General features: G+C 45.6%; 22 protein-coding genes and 1 tRNA gene. 13 read left to right on the plus strand and 10 right to left on the minus strand.

Translation table 11 applies throughout. The features are described 5' to 3' along the window. Positions 1-200 precede the first annotated feature (200 nt). The 9 genes from RDK53_RS00005 to thrS form a co-directional block, all read right to left on the minus strand. Positions 201-277: transfer RNA gene (locus RDK53_RS00005), tRNA-Pro, on the minus strand. Positions 278-304: 27 nt separating this feature from the next. Further along, positions 305-700: a MerR family transcriptional regulator gene (locus RDK53_RS00010; RefSeq protein WP_308512703.1), complete on the minus strand. Its 396-nt coding sequence runs from the start codon at positions 698-700 to the stop codon at positions 305-307. A gap of 3 nt (positions 701-703) precedes the next feature. Beyond that, positions 704-1,078 carry an integration host factor subunit alpha gene (locus RDK53_RS00015; protein WP_084081389.1) on the minus strand — a complete coding sequence of 125 codons (375 nt, stop codon included), beginning with the start codon at positions 1,076-1,078 and terminating at the stop codon, positions 704-706. Between the two features lie 18 nt (positions 1,079-1,096). Beyond that, a complete protein-coding gene (pheT, locus tag RDK53_RS00020) occupies positions 1,097-3,514 on the minus strand; it encodes a phenylalanine--tRNA ligase subunit beta (protein ID WP_308512704.1) in 2,418 nt (805 codons plus the stop codon). Between the two features lie 17 nt (positions 3,515-3,531). Further along, complete coding sequence (pheS, locus tag RDK53_RS00025) at positions 3,532-4,548, minus strand: phenylalanine--tRNA ligase subunit alpha (protein ID WP_066590618.1); 1,017 nt, start codon at positions 4,546-4,548, stop codon at positions 3,532-3,534. 116 nt (positions 4,549-4,664) lie between these two features. Beyond that, complete coding sequence (gene rplT, locus RDK53_RS00030) at positions 4,665-5,021, minus strand: 50S ribosomal protein L20 (RefSeq protein WP_066590620.1); 357 nt, start codon at positions 5,019-5,021, stop codon at positions 4,665-4,667. Between the two features lie 15 nt (positions 5,022-5,036). Beyond that, on the minus strand, positions 5,037-5,234 hold the full coding sequence (rpmI, locus tag RDK53_RS00035) for a 50S ribosomal protein L35 (RefSeq protein WP_066590622.1): 198 nt from the start codon (positions 5,232-5,234) through the stop codon (positions 5,037-5,039). 210 nt (positions 5,235-5,444) lie between these two features. Further along, positions 5,445-5,966 carry a translation initiation factor IF-3 gene (infC, locus tag RDK53_RS00040; RefSeq protein WP_084081390.1) on the minus strand — a complete coding sequence of 174 codons (522 nt, stop codon included), beginning with the start codon at positions 5,964-5,966 and terminating at the stop codon, positions 5,445-5,447. Between the two features lie 16 nt (positions 5,967-5,982). Next, a complete protein-coding gene (thrS, locus tag RDK53_RS00045) occupies positions 5,983-7,905 on the minus strand; it encodes a threonine--tRNA ligase (RefSeq protein ID WP_308512705.1) in 1,923 nt (640 codons plus the stop codon). A gap of 255 nt (positions 7,906-8,160) precedes the next feature. On the opposite strand from thrS, the gene RDK53_RS00050 reads away from it, so the two are divergent. Then, a complete protein-coding gene (locus RDK53_RS00050) occupies positions 8,161-8,601 on the plus strand; it encodes a hypothetical protein (RefSeq protein WP_308512706.1) in 441 nt (146 codons plus the stop codon). A gap of 28 nt (positions 8,602-8,629) precedes the next feature. Here RDK53_RS00050 and RDK53_RS00055 read toward each other — a convergent pair whose 3' ends face one another. Beyond that, positions 8,630-9,037, minus strand: coding sequence for a DUF4186 domain-containing protein (locus RDK53_RS00055; protein ID WP_308512707.1), 408 nt, complete (start codon positions 9,035-9,037; stop codon positions 8,630-8,632). An 83-nt stretch (positions 9,038-9,120) separates the two neighbouring features. Here RDK53_RS00055 and RDK53_RS00060 point away from each other — a divergent pair, with 83 nt between their 5' ends. The 12 genes from RDK53_RS00060 (at position 9,121) to ispG (ending at position 19,819) form a co-directional block, all read left to right on the plus strand. Continuing rightward, the gene (locus RDK53_RS00060; protein ID WP_308512708.1) at positions 9,121-9,897 is read left to right on the plus strand and encodes a radical SAM protein; all 777 of its coding nucleotides are present in this window, start codon (positions 9,121-9,123) and stop codon (positions 9,895-9,897) included. A gap of 103 nt (positions 9,898-10,000) precedes the next feature. After that, positions 10,001-10,171: a hypothetical protein gene (locus tag RDK53_RS00065; protein ID WP_308512709.1), complete on the plus strand. Its 171-nt coding sequence runs from the start codon at positions 10,001-10,003 to the stop codon at positions 10,169-10,171. A gap of 326 nt (positions 10,172-10,497) precedes the next feature. Continuing rightward, positions 10,498-11,247 carry a 5'/3'-nucleotidase SurE gene (gene surE, locus RDK53_RS00070; protein ID WP_308512710.1) on the plus strand — a complete coding sequence of 250 codons (750 nt, stop codon included), beginning with the start codon at positions 10,498-10,500 and terminating at the stop codon, positions 11,245-11,247. Positions 11,248-11,336: 89 nt separating this feature from the next. Beyond that, positions 11,337-12,089: a peptidoglycan DD-metalloendopeptidase family protein gene (locus RDK53_RS00075; protein ID WP_308512711.1), complete on the plus strand. Its 753-nt coding sequence runs from the start codon at positions 11,337-11,339 to the stop codon at positions 12,087-12,089. Between the two features lie 210 nt (positions 12,090-12,299). Then, the gene (gene rlmD / locus RDK53_RS00080; protein ID WP_308512712.1) at positions 12,300-13,754 is read left to right on the plus strand and encodes a 23S rRNA (uracil(1939)-C(5))-methyltransferase RlmD; all 1,455 of its coding nucleotides are present in this window, start codon (positions 12,300-12,302) and stop codon (positions 13,752-13,754) included. 22 nt (positions 13,755-13,776) lie between these two features. Then, the gene (locus tag RDK53_RS00085) at positions 13,777-14,310 is read left to right on the plus strand and encodes a hypothetical protein (protein WP_308512713.1); all 534 of its coding nucleotides are present in this window, start codon (positions 13,777-13,779) and stop codon (positions 14,308-14,310) included. 76 nt (positions 14,311-14,386) lie between these two features. Continuing rightward, positions 14,387-14,989, plus strand: a complete 603-nt coding sequence (locus RDK53_RS00090; protein WP_066590640.1) for a hypothetical protein — start codon at positions 14,387-14,389, stop codon at positions 14,987-14,989. Between the two features lie 12 nt (positions 14,990-15,001). Beyond that, on the plus strand, positions 15,002-15,526 hold the full coding sequence (locus tag RDK53_RS00095) for a hypothetical protein (protein ID WP_308512714.1): 525 nt from the start codon (positions 15,002-15,004) through the stop codon (positions 15,524-15,526). Positions 15,527-15,786: 260 nt separating this feature from the next. Then, positions 15,787-16,212 (plus strand): nucleoside-diphosphate kinase, encoded by a 426-nt coding sequence (gene ndk, locus RDK53_RS00100; RefSeq protein WP_066590642.1) that lies wholly within the window; start codon positions 15,787-15,789, stop codon positions 16,210-16,212. Between the two features lie 11 nt (positions 16,213-16,223). Next, positions 16,224-17,369 carry a 23S rRNA (adenine(2503)-C(2))-methyltransferase RlmN gene (rlmN, locus tag RDK53_RS00105; protein ID WP_308512715.1) on the plus strand — a complete coding sequence of 382 codons (1,146 nt, stop codon included), beginning with the start codon at positions 16,224-16,226 and terminating at the stop codon, positions 17,367-17,369. A gap of 17 nt (positions 17,370-17,386) precedes the next feature. Further along, entirely contained in the window at positions 17,387-18,583 is a 1,197-nt protein-coding gene (locus tag RDK53_RS00110; protein ID WP_308512716.1) for a RodZ domain-containing protein, read from the plus strand. 6 nt (positions 18,584-18,589) lie between these two features. Then, positions 18,590-19,819, plus strand: coding sequence for a flavodoxin-dependent (E)-4-hydroxy-3-methylbut-2-enyl-diphosphate synthase (gene ispG / locus RDK53_RS00115; protein ID WP_308512717.1), 1,230 nt, complete (start codon positions 18,590-18,592; stop codon positions 19,817-19,819). Position 19,820: the final 1 nt, after the last annotated feature.

A 19,820-nucleotide genomic window follows, 5' to 3' on the forward strand; every position in this document is an offset into this window, starting at 1 on the left:
AAGATCAAGGTAAAACGAAACGCCTCTCATCTCCGCCCTTTCGGACGGAGGTTTCCCGGCGCATGAGCTAAGCGAGGTAAAAATAAATGAATAACTCTCTTATATCCGTAATCGGACTGACGAGAAGATTTTAATAACTCTGGGAGAAATAAAAAAGAAAAGAAAGGAAGGTTACAAGGCAGTAACCTATTGAAATTAAATGGTCGGGGCGGCGGGATTCGAACTCGCGACCCCTTGCACCCCATGCAAGTGCGCTACCAGGCTGCGCCACGCCCCGACTGAGAAAGCGAATATTACACCAAAATCACTTGTTGCGCAAAAACTCCGCAGTCTCTTTTAAGTTAGAAGAAATTTCTTGAAGCTCACGAATCATTTCTTTTGAAAGCATTTGAGAAACGGGAGGAGCGGCGAGCGGAGCAAGCTCCTCCGGAACTCCCTCTTTCTCTTTTTTCAGCTCAGAAATAACACCTTCAATAGAGAGGCCTCTGCCGTATCTTAGCTCCCGGATTTTACGGACCAGTAAAATGTCTTGAGGCCGGTACCTTCTTTGATTTCCTCTTCGAATAGGCCGAAGAGCAGGGATTTCAGATTCCCAAAACCGAAGAACATCTTGACGGACGCCGCAAAGAGTTACCGCTTCGGAAATTTTGAAAAATTTCTTTTCCGGTGGTATGCGCGGTAACTCCGAGAGCTTTGCCATATCTTACTTAGCTAATTTGCTCTCGATAAGCTCGCTGTTAGCTTCCACCATGTCCCTTAATTTCGGACTTGTATGGAAAGTCACAACTCTGCGGGCGGTAATGGCAATTTCTTTACCGGTCTTGGGATTTCTTCCCGGTCTTTCCGGCTTGTCTCTTAATTGAAAGCTTCCGAAGCCTGAGAGCTTGATTGATTCGCCTCTTTCCAAGCAGGCGCGGAGCTGATCAAAAAAGAGATCGACAATGTTTCTTGACTGTCTTTTGGAATAACCGAATTCTTGGGTCAGAAGCTCGGCTAAATGCGCTTTAGTCAGGGTTTCATCGGGTCCAAGACCGGTAGAAAAGGTAGCGAGATCCTCGCTATCGTAAATTTCTGTCATTGTTGTCCTCTAAAAATATTATTTTCTGAGAGAAGCGCCTTTTGCTTCTAAAGTTTCTACTAAAGCGGCAACGGCTTCCTCAATTTCATTCTCTTCAAGAGCTTCTTGTTTAGCTTGCAGTTTAATAGCGAAAGCTAAACTCTTCTTGCCTTGCATTTCGGTGTCTTCTTTTTTCGGCTTGTACACATCAAACAAGTCGAAAGAGGCCAACGAAAGAAGTCTTGGGTCGGTCTTAGATGCTTTCTTAACGGCATCAAGCAAGTCCTGAACAGGAACCTTATCATCAACCCAAACGGCCAAGTCTCTTAAAATCGGCTGTTGTTTCGGAATGCCTTTATAGCTCGGAACATCTGTCTGCATCAAGGCAGTGGCATCTACCTCAAAGACGACTGGAGCATGCGGCAAATTGTACTGCTGAAGAATCTTCGGATGAATTTCACCAATAAAACCAATCTGTTCGCCGTCAAGCATAACTTTTGCAGTACGTCCCGGATGAAGAGCTGGGTGCTTGTACGGTTCAAAACGGAGCTTCAGCGGGAAAGCAAAGGCTTCCAGAACGCCTTTTAAGTCGTAGAAGTCAACCAAGCGCTTTTCCTGCCCCCATTGAGCCGGCACGGCAGCCCCGTAAGAAAGAGCGGCAAAGTGAACTGGCTGTTCAACGCCTTGTACGGAAGAGTCGGAACCTTTGATTTCATCATTCTTCCAGAATACGCGGCCGTATTCGAAGATATTAACTCTTTCTGCCTTGCGGTTTAAGTTGAAAACCAGATTGTCAATTAACCCGGAGATCATCTGAGTGCGCATGACATTCATTTGGCTTGCGATCGGGTTTAACACCTTGATGACGTCTTCTTTTTCAGTAAAGAGGGCATCAGCCTTGTCTTCAACGAAAGAGTAGTTAATCAATTCTTGGAAGCCTAAGCCTGCAAGTTTGCTGCGGAGCTGATGACGAGTACGGGTGTCTTCCGGCTGTTCCTTCATTTGAATGCGTGCAAGCGGAGGAATTTCAGGAAGAGCTTCATAGCCTATCAAGCGGGCGACTTCTTCAATTAAATCTTCTTCAATTTCAATATCGAAGCGGTAAGAAGGGGCTGTTACGGTGAAGACGCCGTCTTCTTTTGCATACGGGAAGTTAAGATTTTTCAAGCACTGTTCCATCTGGTCATCGGTAATATCAATGCCGATGACTTTACGGCAGCGGTCAGCACGCATCTTAACTTGCTTGGTCTCAGGCAATGCAACAACTTGATCGACGACAGGTCCGATCTTCGTTTCGGGCGTGCCGCAAATTTCCACTACCAGCTTTGTGATGTATTCCAAATGTTCAGGATTGCTTGCAAAATCAACGCCGCGTTCGAATCTATAAGCTGCATCGGTAGAGAAGTTTAATTTTCTGCATCTGCCCTGAATTGAAGTTGGCCACCAGAAAGCAGCTTCAACAAAAATGTTTTTGGTATCGAGGGAGATGGAAGTGCCTTCTCCGCCCATGATGCCGGCAATGGCTTCAACGCCGTTGTCGTCAGCAATTACACCGAAATAGGGGTCGATGTCAACGGTCTTTCCGTTAAGAAGTTCGGCTTTTTCACCTTCCTTGCCCCAACGGACAACGAGTGGTCCGTTGATTTTGTCCAGGTCAAAGAAGTGAGTCGGACGGCCGAGCTCCAACATGACATAGTTAGAGATGTCAACTAAGGCCGAGATAGAGCGCTGACCCGATCTTTCAAGACGGTCCTTCATCCATTGCGGAGTAGGTGCCTTGGCATTTAATCCGGCGATGATACGGCCGGAGAAGCGGCCACAGAGCTCGGGTGCTTCAACCTTAACTTCTTTGGTGCAATGGCAAGTCGGTTCAACCGGAGAGAAATCCGGAGTTGTCATTTCAGCACCCGTCATGGCGCGTAAATCGCGTGCAATGCCGAGAATGCTGAGAGCGTCACCTCTGTTCGGAGTCAGCTTAATTTCAATCTTCTTGCCGTCCAGATGGGCGTACTTGCGAATATCTTCACCGACAGGAGCATCTGCCGGAAGGATCCAAAGACCCTTGTGATCTTCATCAATTCCAAGCTCGCGGGAGGAACAAAGCATACCGTTGCTGACTTCACCGCGAAGTTTGGATTTCTTAATCTTGAAATTACCCGGCAATACAGCGCCGTCAAGTGCACATGGGACTTTGACCCCGGGCGCGACGTTGGGGGCTCCGCAGACGATTTGAATTGGCTCACCTTTGCCAGTGTCTACTGTACAGACGTGGAGCTTATCTGCGTTAGGATGTTGTTCGACGGTTAAAACTTGAGCAACGACAACACCGTGAAATTCAGGCGCAATGGAATCCATCCCTTCAACTTCCAAACCGCCCATGGTTAATTTTTCACATAACTGTTTGCTGTCAAGATCAGGATTAATGTAATGGCGCAGCCATTCTTCTGAAAATAGCATTCTTTTTCCTCTGGACGTTAGTTAAATTGCTGAAGGAATCTGAGGTCGCCTTCAAAGAAAAGTCTTAAGTCGTCAATGCCGTAGCGGAGCATTGTCAGTCTTTCTAAGCCGGAGCCGAAAGCAAAGCCAATGTATTTTTCGGGGTCAAGACCGAAGTTTCTGACAACATTCGGATGAACTTCGCCGGCACCGCTGATTTCAAGCCATTTGCCTTTTCTTGGGCCGCTTGTGAACATCATGTCGACTTCAGCGCTAGGTTCTGTAAAGGGGAAGTAGCTCGGACGGAATCTGACAATAAGATCTTCGGTTTCAAAGAAACGGCGAAGGAAATCTACGTAAACGCCCTTGAGATCAGCAAAGCTGATGTTCTCTTCGATCCAAAGTCCTTCAACCTGATGGAACATCGGAGAGTGAGTGGCATCTGAGTCAACGCGGTATGTTCTTCCCGGAGCAATAACCTTAATTGGCGGCTTGTTCTGGCGGGCATAACGGACTTGCATAGGAGAAGTATGAGGACGCAAAGGCATCTGTTTGCCTGTTTCGTCAATCATGTCAACGTAGAACGTATCCTGCATGCTGCGTGCCGGATGGTTTGGAGGATTGTTCAGGGCGGTAAAGGTATACCAGTCGGTTTCAATCTCAGGACCGTCAGCAACTTCAAAACCGATGGTTCTAAAGATTTCCTCTACTCTCATCCAGGTCTTCATTACAGGATGAATACCGCCGATCCCCTGTGTGCGACCCGGAAGTGTGATGTCGATTGCTTCGGCAGAGAGTCTCTTTTCTAATTGGGCGGCAGCAAGTTCTTCTCTTCTTTGATTGAGAAGTGCTTCTACAGCCTGCTTCGTCTTGTTGATGGCTGCTCCTCTTTCTCTTTTTTCTTCGTGAGAGAGTTTGCCCATTCCTTTGAGAAGCTCAGTTAATTGACCGTTCTTGCCGAGAAACTTTGCCTTAGCGTCTTCCAAAGAAGCGGTCGTTTGGGCTTCTTGGAATGCTTGCTTGGCAGATTCAACTATTTGATTGAGGTCTTCCATCTTTTGAACACAAAAAGTTAACTTGAAAAAAAGAAAAGCCTGGAGAAGATAAATTCACCAGGCCTTTGCTAGGACAGATTTCGGACTAAGCCGAAAAATTTTATACAGTTGCTGTATTAGGCGAGACTAGCCTTGGCCTTTTCAACAATAGCAGCAAAACCTTCTTTGTCGAAAATAGCCATGTTAGAGAGAACCTTACGGTCAAGCTCAATGCCGGCTTTCTTCAAACCGTTCATGAACTTGCTGTAGCTCAATCCGTTAGCTCTTGAACCAGCATTAATACGTGCAATCCACAAGCGGCGGAATACGCGCTTCTTGTTGCGGCGGTCACGATAAGCATACTGACCGGCTTTCATGACAGCCTGTTTGGCTACACGATAGACATTGTTGCGACGGAGAGAAAATCCCTTCGACAATGCAAAAACTTTTTTATGACGGGCTCTAGCCGTTACACCACGTTTTACTCGAGGCATTCTATTCTCCTTCTATTAAGCGTAAGGCATCATGCGGCGGATTTCTTTAACATCCGACTCATTGATGGTTACCATACCGCGCAAATGACGTTTGTTCTTTGTCGTGCGTTTTGTGAGAATATGACGCTTTGTTGCGTGGGCACGTTTGATGGAGCCGCCAGAGCGTACTTTGAAGCGCTTGGTAGCTGCCTTTTTGCTTTTCATCTTTGGCATTTTGCCGAGATCCTTATTATTTGATGATTGCAGGCGTCTCTCCGACGGAGAAATCTTTTTAGCCTGATTTCACTTATTGTCCTTATTCAGAACAGGGCGCAATGATACACTAAAAAAACAACAATTTACAAGGAAAAAGTAATGTTCCTAGTAACAATTGTTATTTTCAAAAAACTAAGGAGAGCAGAAACCCTGCTCTCCGGTCAATTCTTACTTCTTTTTCTTCGGAGCAAGAACCATAATCATCTGACGGCCTTCTAATTTTGGAAAAGACTCGACTTGTGCAATGTCTGCCAACTCTTCCTTTACGCGGTTAAGAAGGTCGTTTCCGAACTCTTGATGAGCCATTTCACGGCCGCGGTATCTAAGAGTGACTTTGGCCTTGTTGCCGTCTCCAATAAAGCGCTGCAAAGCTCTAAGCTTAGTCTGGAAGTCATTTTCATCTGTCTGAGGACGGAACTTAACTTCTTTGACCTGAATAACTTTCTGCTTGGCTTTGGCTTCTTGTGCCTTCTTTTGCTCTTGATAACGGAACTTGCCGTAATCCATCAAGCGACAAACGGGAGGACGTGCATTATGCGCGACTTCAACCAGGTCAACACCTGCCTCTTCTGCCATGGCTAATGCCTGAGAGGTTTTGACGATACCAATCATGTTACCGTCAACCCCGGTCAAGCGTACTTCAGGAACACGGATCTCGCCATTGATCCGGTGCGTGCGTTCTTGAGCTATTTTTGTCTCCGGTTAGTTAATCATTTTGTCCGTTACGGCGTTCTTCAACGTCTTTCTGGACAAGTTTAATAAATTCTTCGGTAGTCATTACGCCCAGGTCTTTACCGCCGCGTGCCCGGACTGAGACTTTACCTTCAGCCTTTTCTTTGGCTCCCACAACAACAATATAGGGAAGTTTTTGAAGGCTAAGTTCGCGAATCTTATATGTAATCTTGTTATTGCGCAAATCTGCTTCAGATCTGATGCCGGCTTTTCTGAAGGTTTCTACCAGTTCTTTTGCGTAATCAGCCTGCTCATCGGTAATGTTGGCGATACCGACCTGAACCGGGGCAAGCCATGTCGGAAGCAAACCGGCATAGTGCTCAATCAGCATGCCGATGAAGCGCTCCATACTGCCCAAAATAGCACGGTGAAGCATAACAGGGACTTTGTGCTCATTGTCCTCTGTCACATATTCAGCACCGAGTCTGCCCGGCATCTGGAAGTCGACCTGGATTGTTCCGCACTGCCAAGATCTGCCTAAAGAGTCTCTAAGGTGGTATTCAATCTTAGGACCGTAGAATGCGCCTTCGCCTTCGAGAATGTCGAACTTAATGCCTGCCTGATCCAGAGCAGTCATCAAAGCTTTTTCTGCCTTATCCCAGCTGGCGTCGTCGCCGATTCTCTTTGCAGGACGAGTAGCTACTTTGTAAGAAATGTCGTGGAAACCGAAGTCTGCATAGACCTTTTTAACGAGATCGCTGTAGGCGATGCATTCGTCAAGAATCTGATCTTCAGTACAGAAAATATGACCGTCGTCCTGAGTAAAGCCGCGGACACGCATCAAACCGTGCAAAGAACCTGAGGGTTCGTTGCGGTGGCAAGCCCCGAACTCACCATAGCGGAGAGGCAAATCGCGATAGGAGCGAACGGTGTTGTTGAACAGCTGGATATGGCCCGGGCAATTCATCGGTTTGAGAGCGTAGTAGCGGTTTTCGGACTTAGTTGTGAACATATTGTCCTGATACTTATCCCAGTGGCCGGAACGTTCCCAAAGAGATCTGTCTAAGAGCTGAGGAGCCTTGACTTCCATGTAGCCGTTTTCTTGGTAGACGTTGCGCATATACTGTTCAACTTGCTGCCAAAGAGCCCAGCCCTTGGAGTGCCAGAAAATGAGACCCGGAGCTTCTTCTTGGAAGTGGAAAAGATCCAATTCCTTACCTAAGCGGCGGTGGTCGCGTTTTTCTGCTTCTTCAAGCATATGCAGATAGTTGGCCTGATCGTCTTTCTTGGCCCATGCTGTACCGTAAATACGCTGAAGCATTTCGTTGTTGCTGTCGCCTCTCCAATAGGCACCTGCAATCTTCATTAGTTTGTGAACTTTCAAACGGCCTGTGCTCGGTACGTGAGGGCCGCGGCAAAGGTCAACATAGTCGCCCTGACGATAGAGAGAAATCGCTTCATTAGTTGGGACTGAAGCAATAATTTCTGCTTTGTAATCCTCACCGATGGACTTGAAAAATTCGACCGCTTTGTCTCTTTCCATTTCTTCTCGGACGATGGGAAGATCTTTCTTCACTAATTCGTCCATCTTCTTTTCGATGACAGGAAGATCTTCCATGGTCAAAGGACGGGGGAGAGAGAAGTCGTAGTAAAAGCCGTTTTCGATAACCGGTCCGATTGTGACTTGTGAACCCGGGAAGATTTCCTTGACCGCCTGAGCCATCAAGTGAGATGTGGAGTGGCGAATGATGTCCAAACCTTCCGGATCTTTATCTGTGACAATAGAAAGTGTTGCGTCTTCTGTAATTGGGTAGCTTGTGTCAACTAACTTACCGTTTACTTTACCGGCGATCGCAGCTTTAGCTAAGCCTGCGCCAATTGATGCGGCAACCTCTTTAACAGTTACCGGACCTTCAAACTCTTTCTTAGAGCCGTCAGGCAATGTAATTGAAATCATTCAAAAAATCTCCGTAGTTATTAGTCTGGAACGCGCTTGAATTTATTCGTATTACAGGGAAGCGCTTTCCGCACATTTTATCGATTCTAAGCCAAAAGACTTATCTTAACCGTTGAGCAACTAGGAGTTTTTGTTTTTTCTGTCTTTTTTGCTTACGAATTGGTGTGCACCGCAAAGCGCTATATACCTCATTTGGTACGTAAGAACCCCCACTCACTGCTGTGAGGTCTACTCTGGTCATCATCGAAGAAAAACATGAAGAGGAAAATTATGGATTTGGCAAATCAAAAAGCTCATGCAAAGGTCAACGGAGAAAAGAATCTTGTTACCGGCCGTAAGGGTTTGGCCCGCAATATCCGTGCTTTAGAAGAGCTTCCGAAGAAAGACAGACTCGATATCGTAAAAAGAGGTGTCGTGTTTGTAGTTTATCACTGGGACGGTGAGCTTCATTTCGGACCGGCTCGTTGGCTCGGCTACGGCAAAGGCCGCAAGAGCAATGACCGCGCCATTATCGCTGCAAACCGCATTAATAACATTTTTGGTGTGGAAGGCCCCGAAAAGAGTGACAAGCTTGAAAAGGCTTTAACAGCTTACTGCAAGGCTCTCGGCGGAAAACCTGTGAGAGAACAGCATAAGTTCTGGAAGAAAGATTGCATTAAAAAGATTGATGCGATGCTGGAGCAATTAGACAATTAATTACTCAAGTGTTTGAAAAAAGGGGAGGCTAAAGAAGCGGAAGAGTCTCTCCTTTTTTGATCCTTCTTTTGCGAGGCTCTTTTTGCAAATCTCTTGCTATCCACTCCAGAAGAACTTTGACGATGTACTCAACTTCTTCGTCAGACAATTCTCTATGTTTTGGGATGTCGTGCCATTTCAGAAGGCAGCCCCGGCAACAGCATCCTGTTGCATGCTGAGCAACGAAAACAGGGTGACCTTTGACCGGTGTTTGCTTGCCGTCCTTTAGCGGTTCTTCGGGGGCCAGCCGTTTGATAATTAAATCATGAGCATGTTGACGCAAAACCTCCGGTCCTTTCATTTCTGCAAATAACCGATCATCGTAATTGAGCCGAAATTTGCTTCTAAATTTCGAGCGTGCCAATTTTTGGAAAAGATTATCGAGTTCGGTGTACATACATTAGAAAGAAGAGTTGGAACTAGAATACTAACTTTGCCGTAGGCAAGACATGTTGGAAATTGTAGAAAAAGGTAATTGCAATGGCTTGTATTAACTTCCCCTCTCCGGTTTTTGGGCCCATCCACTCCAGAAGGCTAGGAACGTCACTAGGTCTGAATCTGCTCCCGGAGGGTGGAAAGCTCTGTTCTTTTGACTGTATCTATTGTGAGTGCGGTTTTAATAAAGACAATAGAGAAAATACAAAGCTGCCTTCCCGAGAAAAAGTGAGGACGGTTCTTGAGAAAAAACTAATACAGCTTACCGAAGAAGGAGTTACTCCCGATGTCTTTACCTTTGCAGGCAATGGAGAGCCGACAAGCCACCCTGACTTTGAAGAAATCGTTGGAGATGTAATCGAACTAAGAGACAAATACTTCCCGAAGGCTAAGATTTCAGTTTTGAGCAACTCTACCTTCATTGCAAAACCGCACGTATTTAGGGCATTGAAAAGAGTTGACAACAATATTCTGAAGTTGGACACCGTCAATGAGGAGTTCATCAAAATGGTGGACCGTCCGAATTCTTCGTATGACTTGAAGAAGACGATCGAGAATCTCAAGAGGTTCAACGGAGAGCTGATCATACAAACAATTTTCCTCAAGGGAAGAACACAGGGAAAAGAAATAGACAATACAACGGAAGAATTTGTTGTCCCCTGGATCTCGGCACTCAAAGAAATTCAGCCGAAAGAAGTCATGATTTATACACTTGCTCGCGAAACGCCCGCACCCGATTTGGAAAAAATACCGAAGGAAAAAATGGACGAAATCGGGCAAAGATTAAAAAATGAGGGTTTTCGAGTAAGTGTTTCCTATTGAATTTGCTAATAAATTGTAAGAAACGAGGCGGTCTTTTTCTGTGTCATTTAGCTGTCACAATCGATTCATAGAATGAAATCATTAACATCGATTAGGAAACAAAATGCCACAGACACTGCCCACCAAGAAAAGTTTGGTCTTAGCTGGTGCATCGCTTCAATTAATCGCATTAGCAAGCCGAAAGGGCTCTGAAATGTTGAAGGAGAAGGGCAAAGAAGCGTTAAATAGTGCTTCCCAAGCTCAGCCGCAGATGCATAAGCCGGCAGCAGCCTAACTTTAAGGACAGACGAAAAAACCGCGGAAAGAGAATCTGCGGTTTTTTGTTTACGGACGGAAACAATAATAACCGGCTTCGAGTAACCGCCGCTCTTGTTCTATCCTCGAGGATAAAAAATCTGAGAAAATTCTTTCTCATGAGAAAATGCGGAGCCGTTCTCATCTTGAATTCCGAGCGGAAAGCAATAATAACCGGCTTATTTTTCCTAATTAGCTTGTGAATCCAACGTCAATACTTTGTCTTTTTTTACGGAACATAGTTGTCCGAAGTTAACTGACAAAGAAAGTTTGCAATGGCTCTAATTTCCAAAGAAGAACATAAAAATGCATATTCTTATTTCGAACGATGACGGATATCTGGCTCCGGGAATTCAAGAATTGGCCCGAGCAATGAAGAAATTTGGAAAAGTAACGATCGTTGCACCTGAAAGAAATCAAAGCGGGGCAAGCAATTCGTTGACGCTTCATTTGCCTTTGCGTATTCAGCAGCTTCAGGAAAATCTTTATTTTGTTACCGGCACTCCTAGCGACTGTGTGCATATTGCTATGACCGGTCTGCTGCCAGAAAAGCCTGACTTAGTATTGAGCGGTATTAATTGCGGTCAGAATATGGGAGATGACACCCTGTATTCGGGAACCGTTGCCGCCGCCATGGAGGGATACCTTTTTGGGTGCCCGTCATTTGCTTTCTCTCAGGTAAAGAGCGGGTGGTCTTACTTAGACAGCGCCGTGCGCGTTGCTGAGATAATCGTCGGAGATTACATCAAGAATCCTCTGAAAGCCCCGTTTTTGCTGAATGTGAATATCCCTAACACGTATTTTGAAGAGTTGTCGGGAGTTATTGTGACAAGGCTTGGGCGACGTCATTCAGCCCAGCCTGTGGTTGAACAAATTAATCCGAGAGGAGAAAAGATCTATTGGATGGGGCCGGCCGGGGATGCAAAGGATAATGTGTACGGCACAGATTTCTGGGCAGTCGATCATGGCTACGTCAGTATGACTCCGCTTCATATGGATATGACTGATTATTCCCAATTGGAAGAGATTCGCACCTGGTGGAATAAAAATAAGTAGTAATTTCACCCGCTTTTTAGATGATCGAAAATGGATAAATTTGGTACCATTATCGTTTATGTCTGCCCAGGTTCCAAGAAGGTAATTAAATGAAGTTCCGTAAGTTGTTTGCGCCAGTAGCAATGGTTTTGATTATTTCAGGCTGCTCATTCTCTGGAAAATCTCAGGCGCCTATTGTGGAAGGACCTACCTCTACCACGGTCTATACCGTTCAACCCGGAGACACTTTGTATTCTGTTGCCCGTCGTTACGGTGTCGATCCGAAGGCGGTAGCCAGAGAAAACGGAATGACAAATCCGAATCAGCTAAGAGTTGGACAGCGTATTCGACTCTCAGTCAATTCCTCTTCTTCTGCGATAGCTCAGATTCAGGCAGCTGAGAAAGCTTCTGCAACTACAACCGCTGCGCCGGTGGTCAAACAAAGCCAGGCGGAGGTTGCAAAATCTGAACCTGTAGCAAAGACAACTACAACGGCTTCAACTTCCGGAACATTTATGTGGCCGGCACAGGGAAGTATCGTTAAGAGTTTCGGCCCGAATAATAAGGGAGTGGATATTTCCGGTAAGGAGGGAGATTCAGTTGTTGCTTCTGCAGACGGTAAGGTCATTGTCGTTGGCAACATGACAAATTTAGGAAATTTGGTCATTGTTCAGCATAATTCCACTTACGTTACTGCCTACTGTCATCTCAAGAATATTCAAGTGGCACAAGGAAATATGGTTAAGAAGGGGCAGAAGATTGCAACTATCGGAAAGACCGATTCAGAAGCTCCGAGAGTCCATTTTGAAATTCGTAAGCTGGGCAAGCCGCTGAACCCGGTAGAAATGCTTCCTACCAAATAATCAAGCAACGCTTTGTTTCAAACAAAAACGGAGGGACATAGCCCTCCGTAAACCGATTTTCTGTGGAACGGAAAGTCGGTAAGATTATCCCGCTGGACGGAATATTGAATAAGTATTACCGTTTGGTTTTTAGTGAAGACCGTTACGGTTATTACTCGAATCCTCTGCTTCCTATCCCGAATAGATTAGAGGCGATTTTCGGAGAATGCTATGAAAAAGCAAAAAGTTCGTGACAAATTTATTGTCACCGTGGATTCATTAGATCAGGAAGGCCGAGGTGTCTCTCGACGGGAAGGGAAGGTAGTCTTTATTGAAGGAGCTCTTCCCGGAGAGGAGGTTGAGTACGAAAGAATACGCAACAAACAGGCCTTTGAGAGCGGTATTGCTACTCAGATTTTTAAAGAGTCTTCTTTGCGTGTTGCCCCCGGATGTCCGTACTTCGGCATGGCTGACGGCAGCTGCGGCGGGTGTGCTATGCAGCATTTAGAGCCACGCGCTCAAGTAGCTGTCAAACAAAAAGTCCTCATGGATTCCTTAAAGCATATCGGCCGAGTCAAACCGTTGCGTATTCTTCCGCCGATCTTCGGACCGGAATGGCATTATCGTCATCGAGCACGTTTGTCCGTCAAAGATGTTCTAAAAAAGAATACGGTTTTGGTTGGTTTCCACGAAAAACGCTCAAGTTTTATCGCTGACATGAAATCCTGCAAAATCCTTCCTAAAAAAGTAAGTGATTTGCTGGTACCTTTGCGCGATCTCATTAGTTCTTTGAAACTTCGTCAGAAAATTCCTCAGATTGAAATTGCTGTTGCCGGTGAACACACTGCCTTAGTGCTGAGAGTTTTGGAGACACCTTCGCAGGAAGATGAAACAAAGCTCAGAGAGTTCCAGAGACAGTATGGTGTCGAATTCTGGTATCAGCCGAAAGGTCCGGATACTGTTTTACCAATGGATCCGGAAAACCTTAATAATCTGAAACTTGTCCATTCTGAAACCGGCGTTACAACGGTCTTTAAGCCTACAGATTTCACACAAGTTAATCATGCGTTAAATGACGTCATGATTACCCGTGCACTTCGTTTACTTAAACTCCGGACAACAGATAAAGTTGCTGATTTCTTCTGCGGCCTCGGCAACTTTACTTTGCCGATTGCTACAAAGTCTGCGAAGGTATTTGGTATTGAGGGTAGTGAACAGCTTGTTAAGAGGGCTGAAGCCAGTGCGGTCGCTAACGGGCTTGCTGATAAAGCTTCCTTCAGAGAGCGCAATTTATTTACTTGGACGTTAGAAGATTGGACAGCCTTGTGGAAAGAAATGGGAGGCATCGATAAGGTGCTGATAGATCCTCCGCGTGACGGTGCTCAAGCATTATGCACTTCTTTGGCTGAGACTTCGGAGCGGCCGGAACGAATTGTGTATGTCTCCTGCAGTCCTGCAACACTTGCCCGAGATTGCAATATCCTCGTTAACGAGGGCGGCTGGGTGTTGAAAGCAGCCGGAATCATGAATATGTTCCCGCACACCGGACATGTTGAGAGCATTGCATTGTTTGAAAGAGGATCGTCTGAGGAGCTTGAGCTTTGCAAAATAAAGAAAGCTGAGAAGGTGGAAGAATCAGCCGAGGAAGAAAGCAAACCAGATAATGAAGGAAATCCTTCCGAGTAGTAAGAAATAAGACGGGAAGATTGTGCACACTACAGTTTTGATCCAGGCTATCGTCCAGACATTAGCTTTTTTTGCTGCGGTTATTTTTGTACCTGCAATTTTCTTTAAATGGATAGTTAAGAGCTTGTCGTGGGGGTCTGCGATTTTGTGTTCTATCTTTTCTCTCTTCTTACCCGTGCTGATCCTAAGCAATAATTACCTTGAAATCCAACAAGTGGTAGAAATGGGTGCCGCATGGGGGCTTCCGCACGTGGTTGAGTTCTCTTCTGCTGCATGGGCCTTTACTTTAGGTTCGGTGGCCGCATCGTTAGTTGTGGTCATTCAGCTGATTCAAGGCAGAGGAAAAAAGATCGGAATAAATATCTTAGGTTTTATGTGCCTGAGCGTCGCATTGAGCCTGCTTGGTCTATTCGGCGTGCCCTCCGTTTTTTATGGCGGTTCGGTTGATATGAACCTGGCGAATACCTTCTTTGTTTTTGAGCTTCTTATCACTTTATTTTTCTCAGGAGTTTATTTTGTTTTTTCCGATAAATCTAGAGAAGTCTACTGGTCATAAAGCTTGACTGATGCACGTTTTCACTAGAAATCTAACAAAAGATGTCCGATAATAGATCTTAAAAAATGGAGGAATAATGGAAGAAAGCGGTGTTTTTGAGTATTGGTTTGCGTTGATATTTGCTTTAGGTTTTTGCGTTTGGTTCCCCGCTTATGTCATTAAAACCAAGGGCCGGGGAATTCCTTTGTGGGGCCTGGCTTTTTGCATCGTTTTTTTATTTCTCATTCTTCCCCTAATCAATGTCGGAATTGCTCAGGAATCTCTGCCTTTCGTATGGAATACCATGTTTGAAGGGATCGCCGGGGAGCGGCCTCACATCGTTCAACAAGTAACGATGCAAGCGGGATCTCTTCACAGAAAGGCTTCTCTAGATCAAGTCTTTCTACTAGTTTGCGGGGCCTTCCTTTTGGTTAGCGTGGTTCAAAGCGTCATGGCAGCTTGGATGCTGTATGTGCGTCATAATAGAAGAAGTCTGTTTCGCGCCATCCGTTTTATGTGGTGTTCCGCACTAATGACAGTCTGCGCAGCCAGTATTCTCCCCTTCCTCTTCTTAGGCAAACTTGGTGAGCCTATCGTCTATAACTGTGCTTTGTATATCTCAGTCTATATCGCAATTCTTTTGGGAATTACTGCGTATATCAGATTCTGTCCGGAAGTAGCTAAGTTCTACCCGTCTTAGTAAGTCTGTTTGATGCTTCTGCACTTTGATTCAAATGACTATGTTGTCATCGGAGGAGCTTTGCTCCTCTTGGTGTTCATTGCTTATTTCCTGCGACAGAGGTTCCCGAGTAAACAGAGGTATCTGAATTTTGCAGCTGCTTTGACACTTATTGTCAATCCGCTTCTTTTGATTTGTTTCTTCGCAAAAATATTTTTCTTTACAGAAAGTTATCCAAGAACCGTACTTAACAGCTGGGGGTACGTTAAGGCAGTCGGCACAATCTCGATACTGTGCGAAATGATGGCCGTCTACCTCATTTATCTTCTCTTTCAAAACAATCCCCAGGGATCCGCAATGAAGACCTTGACCATGTGGTTTTGTATCAACGCTGCAGGAGCAGCCTTGTGTCTTTTAGAAGCACCCAAGCTAGTCTGGCCTTTGTCTTTTGCGTCTGTGACCTCTTATTCCCTGCTTGCCTTGATTGCATTTGCTTTAATTAATCTTGCTGTTTTTCTATATTCCGTCTTTCAGTTCAAAAAAACGAGGCATTCCTAAGGCAGGTTGGCGAAGAAACTGAGGCCGATTTGAAAAACGATCATGACAGAGTCCATTTACGGATGAGAGCCTGACAAACTTGTTCCAAATGTTTGCTTTTTCTCTAAATGCGACTGATGTGAAATTGCGTTATTTTGTGCGTGATAAAATCGAATAATTGTCAATAGTGGCAAGATTTTCTTCTCCTAGAGAAGGTTTATGCTTCCGGAGACCCAAGAGGTCGAAGGTTTTTGATTTTTTAATATTTTATAGAGTAAGAAATGGCTGTAGAACGCACACTTTCTATTATTAAACCTGATGCAGTAGCTAAAAACGTTATTGGTCAAATTTACACAAGATTCGAAAGCAACGGTCTTAAGATTGTCGCTTCCAAGATGAAATGGTTGTCCCGTCAGGAGGCCGAAGCTTTCTATGCAGTTCACAAAGAAAGACCTTTTTTCAAAGACCTCGTTGATTTCATGGTTTCCGGTCCTGTTCAGGTTCAGGTTCTTGAAGGCGAAAACGCCATCATGAAAAATCGTGAATTGATGGGCGCCACAGATCCGAAGAAGGCCGCTAAGGGCACTATCCGCGCTGACTTCGCTCAAAGTATCGACGCTAACGCCGTTCATGGCTCTGACAGCCCTGAAACAGCCGCTGTTGAAATCGCATTCTTCTTCCCACAGATGAATGTTTATTCTCGCTAATTGAGGGAATAATGTCAGTCACTTCAGAAAATAAACCCAAAACAAACCTTTTAGGACTCGATCAAGAGGGCCTGAAACAGTTTTGCGCTTCTTTAGGTGAGAAGCCGTTCCGGGCTGTCCAGCTTGAAAGATGGATTCACCGGAGAGGAGCTAAGACTTTTGATGAAATGACTGACCTCGCCAAATCTTTCAGGGCCAAACTCAGTCAGATTGCTGAAATCAAAGGCCCTGAGATTTTGCGCGATAAAATTTCTGCTGATGAAACACGCAAATGGCTCGTCGATGTCGGAAACGGCAACGCCGTTGAAATGGTATTTATTCCTGAATCCAATCGAGGCACCTTGTGCATTTCTACGCAGGCCGGATGTGCAATGAACTGTTTGTTCTGTTCAACCGGCAAACAAGGTTTCAACCGAAACCTGACGACTGCAGAGATTATCGGTCAGCTTTGGCATGCCGAACATACCCTCAGACAGTCTCGCGGCATCAAGGATGAAAATGAGAGAGTTATCTCCAATGTTGTCTTAATGGGCATGGGGGAGCCGCTCCAAAATTTAGATGCCGTCGTTCCTGCACTTAATTTGATGCTTGACGATCATGCTTACGGCTTATCACGCCGCCGCGTGACCGTTTCAACCTCCGGACTCGTCCGTCAAATCGATAAACTTGCAGAAAGATGCCCTGTTGCGCTTGCTGTGAGCTTGCACGCTCCTAACAATGAATTGCGCGACAAGATCATGCCGGTTAACAAAAAGCATCCTATTGAAGATTTATTGGCAGCTTGCCAAAGATACCTTAAAGTCGCTCCGAGAGATTTCATCACTTTTGAATACATCATGATCGGAGGCGTTAACGACTCTTCAAAACAAGCTAAAGAGTTAGTAAAACTTGTTGAAAAGGTACCTTGCAAATTTAACTTAATTCCCTTCAATCCTTTCCCGGGCTCCGGTCTTGAGAGAAGCTCGGAGGAAAACGTGAAGGCATTCTCCTCAATTCTTAACGATGCAGGAATTGTCTGTACCGTAAGAAAAGTTCGAGGAGATGATATCGATGCCGCCTGCGGTCAATTAGCCGGTGAAATTAAAGACAGGACTAAATTGGCTGAGAAGCGCGCACAGAGACAAATATTAATTAAAGAAATAACGAAACCACAGTAAATAGGCTGGAGATTTAAATGACTGAACAAAATGAATTAGAGCAGCAAGAACCAGAACAAAAAGCCGCTACTCAGTCAAATGTACCTGAATACGGAAAACTGTTGACAGAGGCTCGCGAGTCTAAGGGCCTTTCTGTTGAACAGGTCGCCTCGCAGCTTAGACTGTCCGCCAAACAGATCATTGGTCTTGAAGAGGGCGATCCTTCAGCTTTTGCCTCCGTGGTTTATACGAGAGCCCACCTAAGAAGCTACGCTCGTTTGCTTGGCCTGGATGAAGCTAAGATAGTCGATCTCTTCAGCAATTCCTTAGCTTCAGAAGACAGAGATCAAAAGGCTTTGATTCGTAAAACAACCTCCGGGCTGCGTCCTTACCAAGAAGAAACAACTAAAAACGGAAAAGGCAAAGGGATCGGCTGGATTATTTTCTTAATTGTGGTTGCTATTGTTGCCTATATGGGGTGGCGTTACATGAATCCGAGTTTTAATCTTCAGGAGGTTAAGTCTTCTCTGAACTTTATGAACTCAACGGATAAGCCGGCAGTTGAAGCTAATGCGGACACATCCAAGACCGCTGCCGACGAAAAAAATCCTACAGCTGACGCAAACAAGAAGAAAGCTGAAGAACCAAAGCCGGTTGCTGCAGAAGAGTCTAAGCCGGCTCCTAAGCAAGAAACAATCTCTGCTAAAGCTGAGACCGGTGCTCCGGCTGCCGCAACTGACGGTTCTACAGCGGTTCCCTCTCAGACACCTGACGGCAAGCCTATAACTCAGGTCGGCAAGACTCCGGAGGAGCGTGCCCTTGAAGCAAAAGTTATGGCTGAACATAACCAGCAGCTCGAAGCTCAAAAGAAGGCAGAAGAAGCCAAGAATGCACCGGTTGTTCCTGAACCGGCCGCTCCTGTTACTTTGAAATTGGTTCAGAACGAAAACGGTTGGTCCACTACGCTTCCTAGAGCTTCCAGCACACAACCTGTAAATATTAAATTCAGTGCCACTGACGGTGACTGCTGGTTCGGTATCTACGTTAACGGTAAACTTGTCGACAACACTACTCTTAAGCAGGGGGAAACTAAGGAATTTAAACATCCTCTGCCTTTCCGAGTGACTGTCGGCAACAAGTTCCGCGCAAAAGTCTCACTTAACGCCAACCCGGTTGACTTAGCAAGCTCTTCCAGATCGGGCTCTGTATCTTTTCAGGTGTTCACAGCTAAATAATTTGAAATGACAAAAACAAAAAACGGGCCCATGACAGTTAAATGGGCCAATAACGTGGTTCTGCTCGGGGGAGGCAGCCCAGTTGTTATTCAATCAATGACCAATACGGAAACTGCGGACGTAGACGGTACAGTCAAGCAAATTATGGAGCTTGCCGATGCAGGCAGTCAGTTGGTTAGAATTACTGTCAACACGCCCGCCGCTGCTCAGGCAGTTCCTCTTATTCGTCAAAAGCTTGATGCAGCCGGATATTTCGTTCCTTTGGTAGGAGATTTTCATTACAACGGCCATAAGCTTCTAAGCGATTATCCGGAATGTGCCCGTTCTCTTTCGAAGTTCCGAATCAACCCGGGAAATGTCGGCAAGGGCGATAAGCACGAACAAAACTTTAAAACGCTGATTGATTTGGCGATCAAATATGACAAGCCAATCCGCATAGGAGTTAACTGGGGATCGCTGGATCAGAATCTTCTGGCCAAAATGATGGAAGAAAATAACCGTCAGCCAAATCCGGAAAATTCCGGGGAGATTCTCCGCAGAGCTCTAGTCAAAAGTGCAATCGATAGTGCTGATGAAGCAGTTCGTCTCGGCATGCAGAAAGAGCAAATTGCAATTTCCGCTAAGGTCAGCGGTGTTCGTGAATTAGTCGATATCTACCAGAAGCTCGATAGACTTTGTCCTTACTCCTTGCATCTTGGTTTGACAGAGGCCGGAATGGGTTTGAAGGGCACTGTATCCTCAACGGCGGCTCTTTCTATTCTCTTAGCCCAAGGAATCGGTGATACGATCCGCGTTTCTCTGACGCCGGAACCCGGTCAAAAGCGTTCTGCGGAAGTCGATTTGGCCTGTGAGATTGTTCAGTCCTTAGGGTTGAGAAATTTTGAGCCGAAGGTTGTTTCTTGTCCCGGCTGCGGTAGAACGAGCAGCGTACTTTTCCAAGAGCTGGCAAAAGAGACACAGAGCTATTTGAAGCAGCAAATGCCCAAGTGGAGAGGAAAGTATCCCGGTGTTGAAAACATGACAGTCGCTGTAATGGGATGCGTTGTCAATGGTCCGGGAGAAAGCCGGCATGCCAACATCGGCATCTCGCTGCCCGGCAGCGGAGAAGCTCCGGTTTCTCCTGTCTATATCGACGGCAAGAAAGTTTGCTCTTTAAAGGGAGAGCAAATGGCTTCTGATTTCAAAAAATTAATAGATAATTATGTCCAAACAAAGTTTGGGACAAATCAGGATTAAA

The organism is uncultured Turicimonas sp. (assembly GCF_902477955.1).
Lineage (GTDB): Bacteria > Pseudomonadota > Gammaproteobacteria > Burkholderiales > Burkholderiaceae_F > Turicimonas.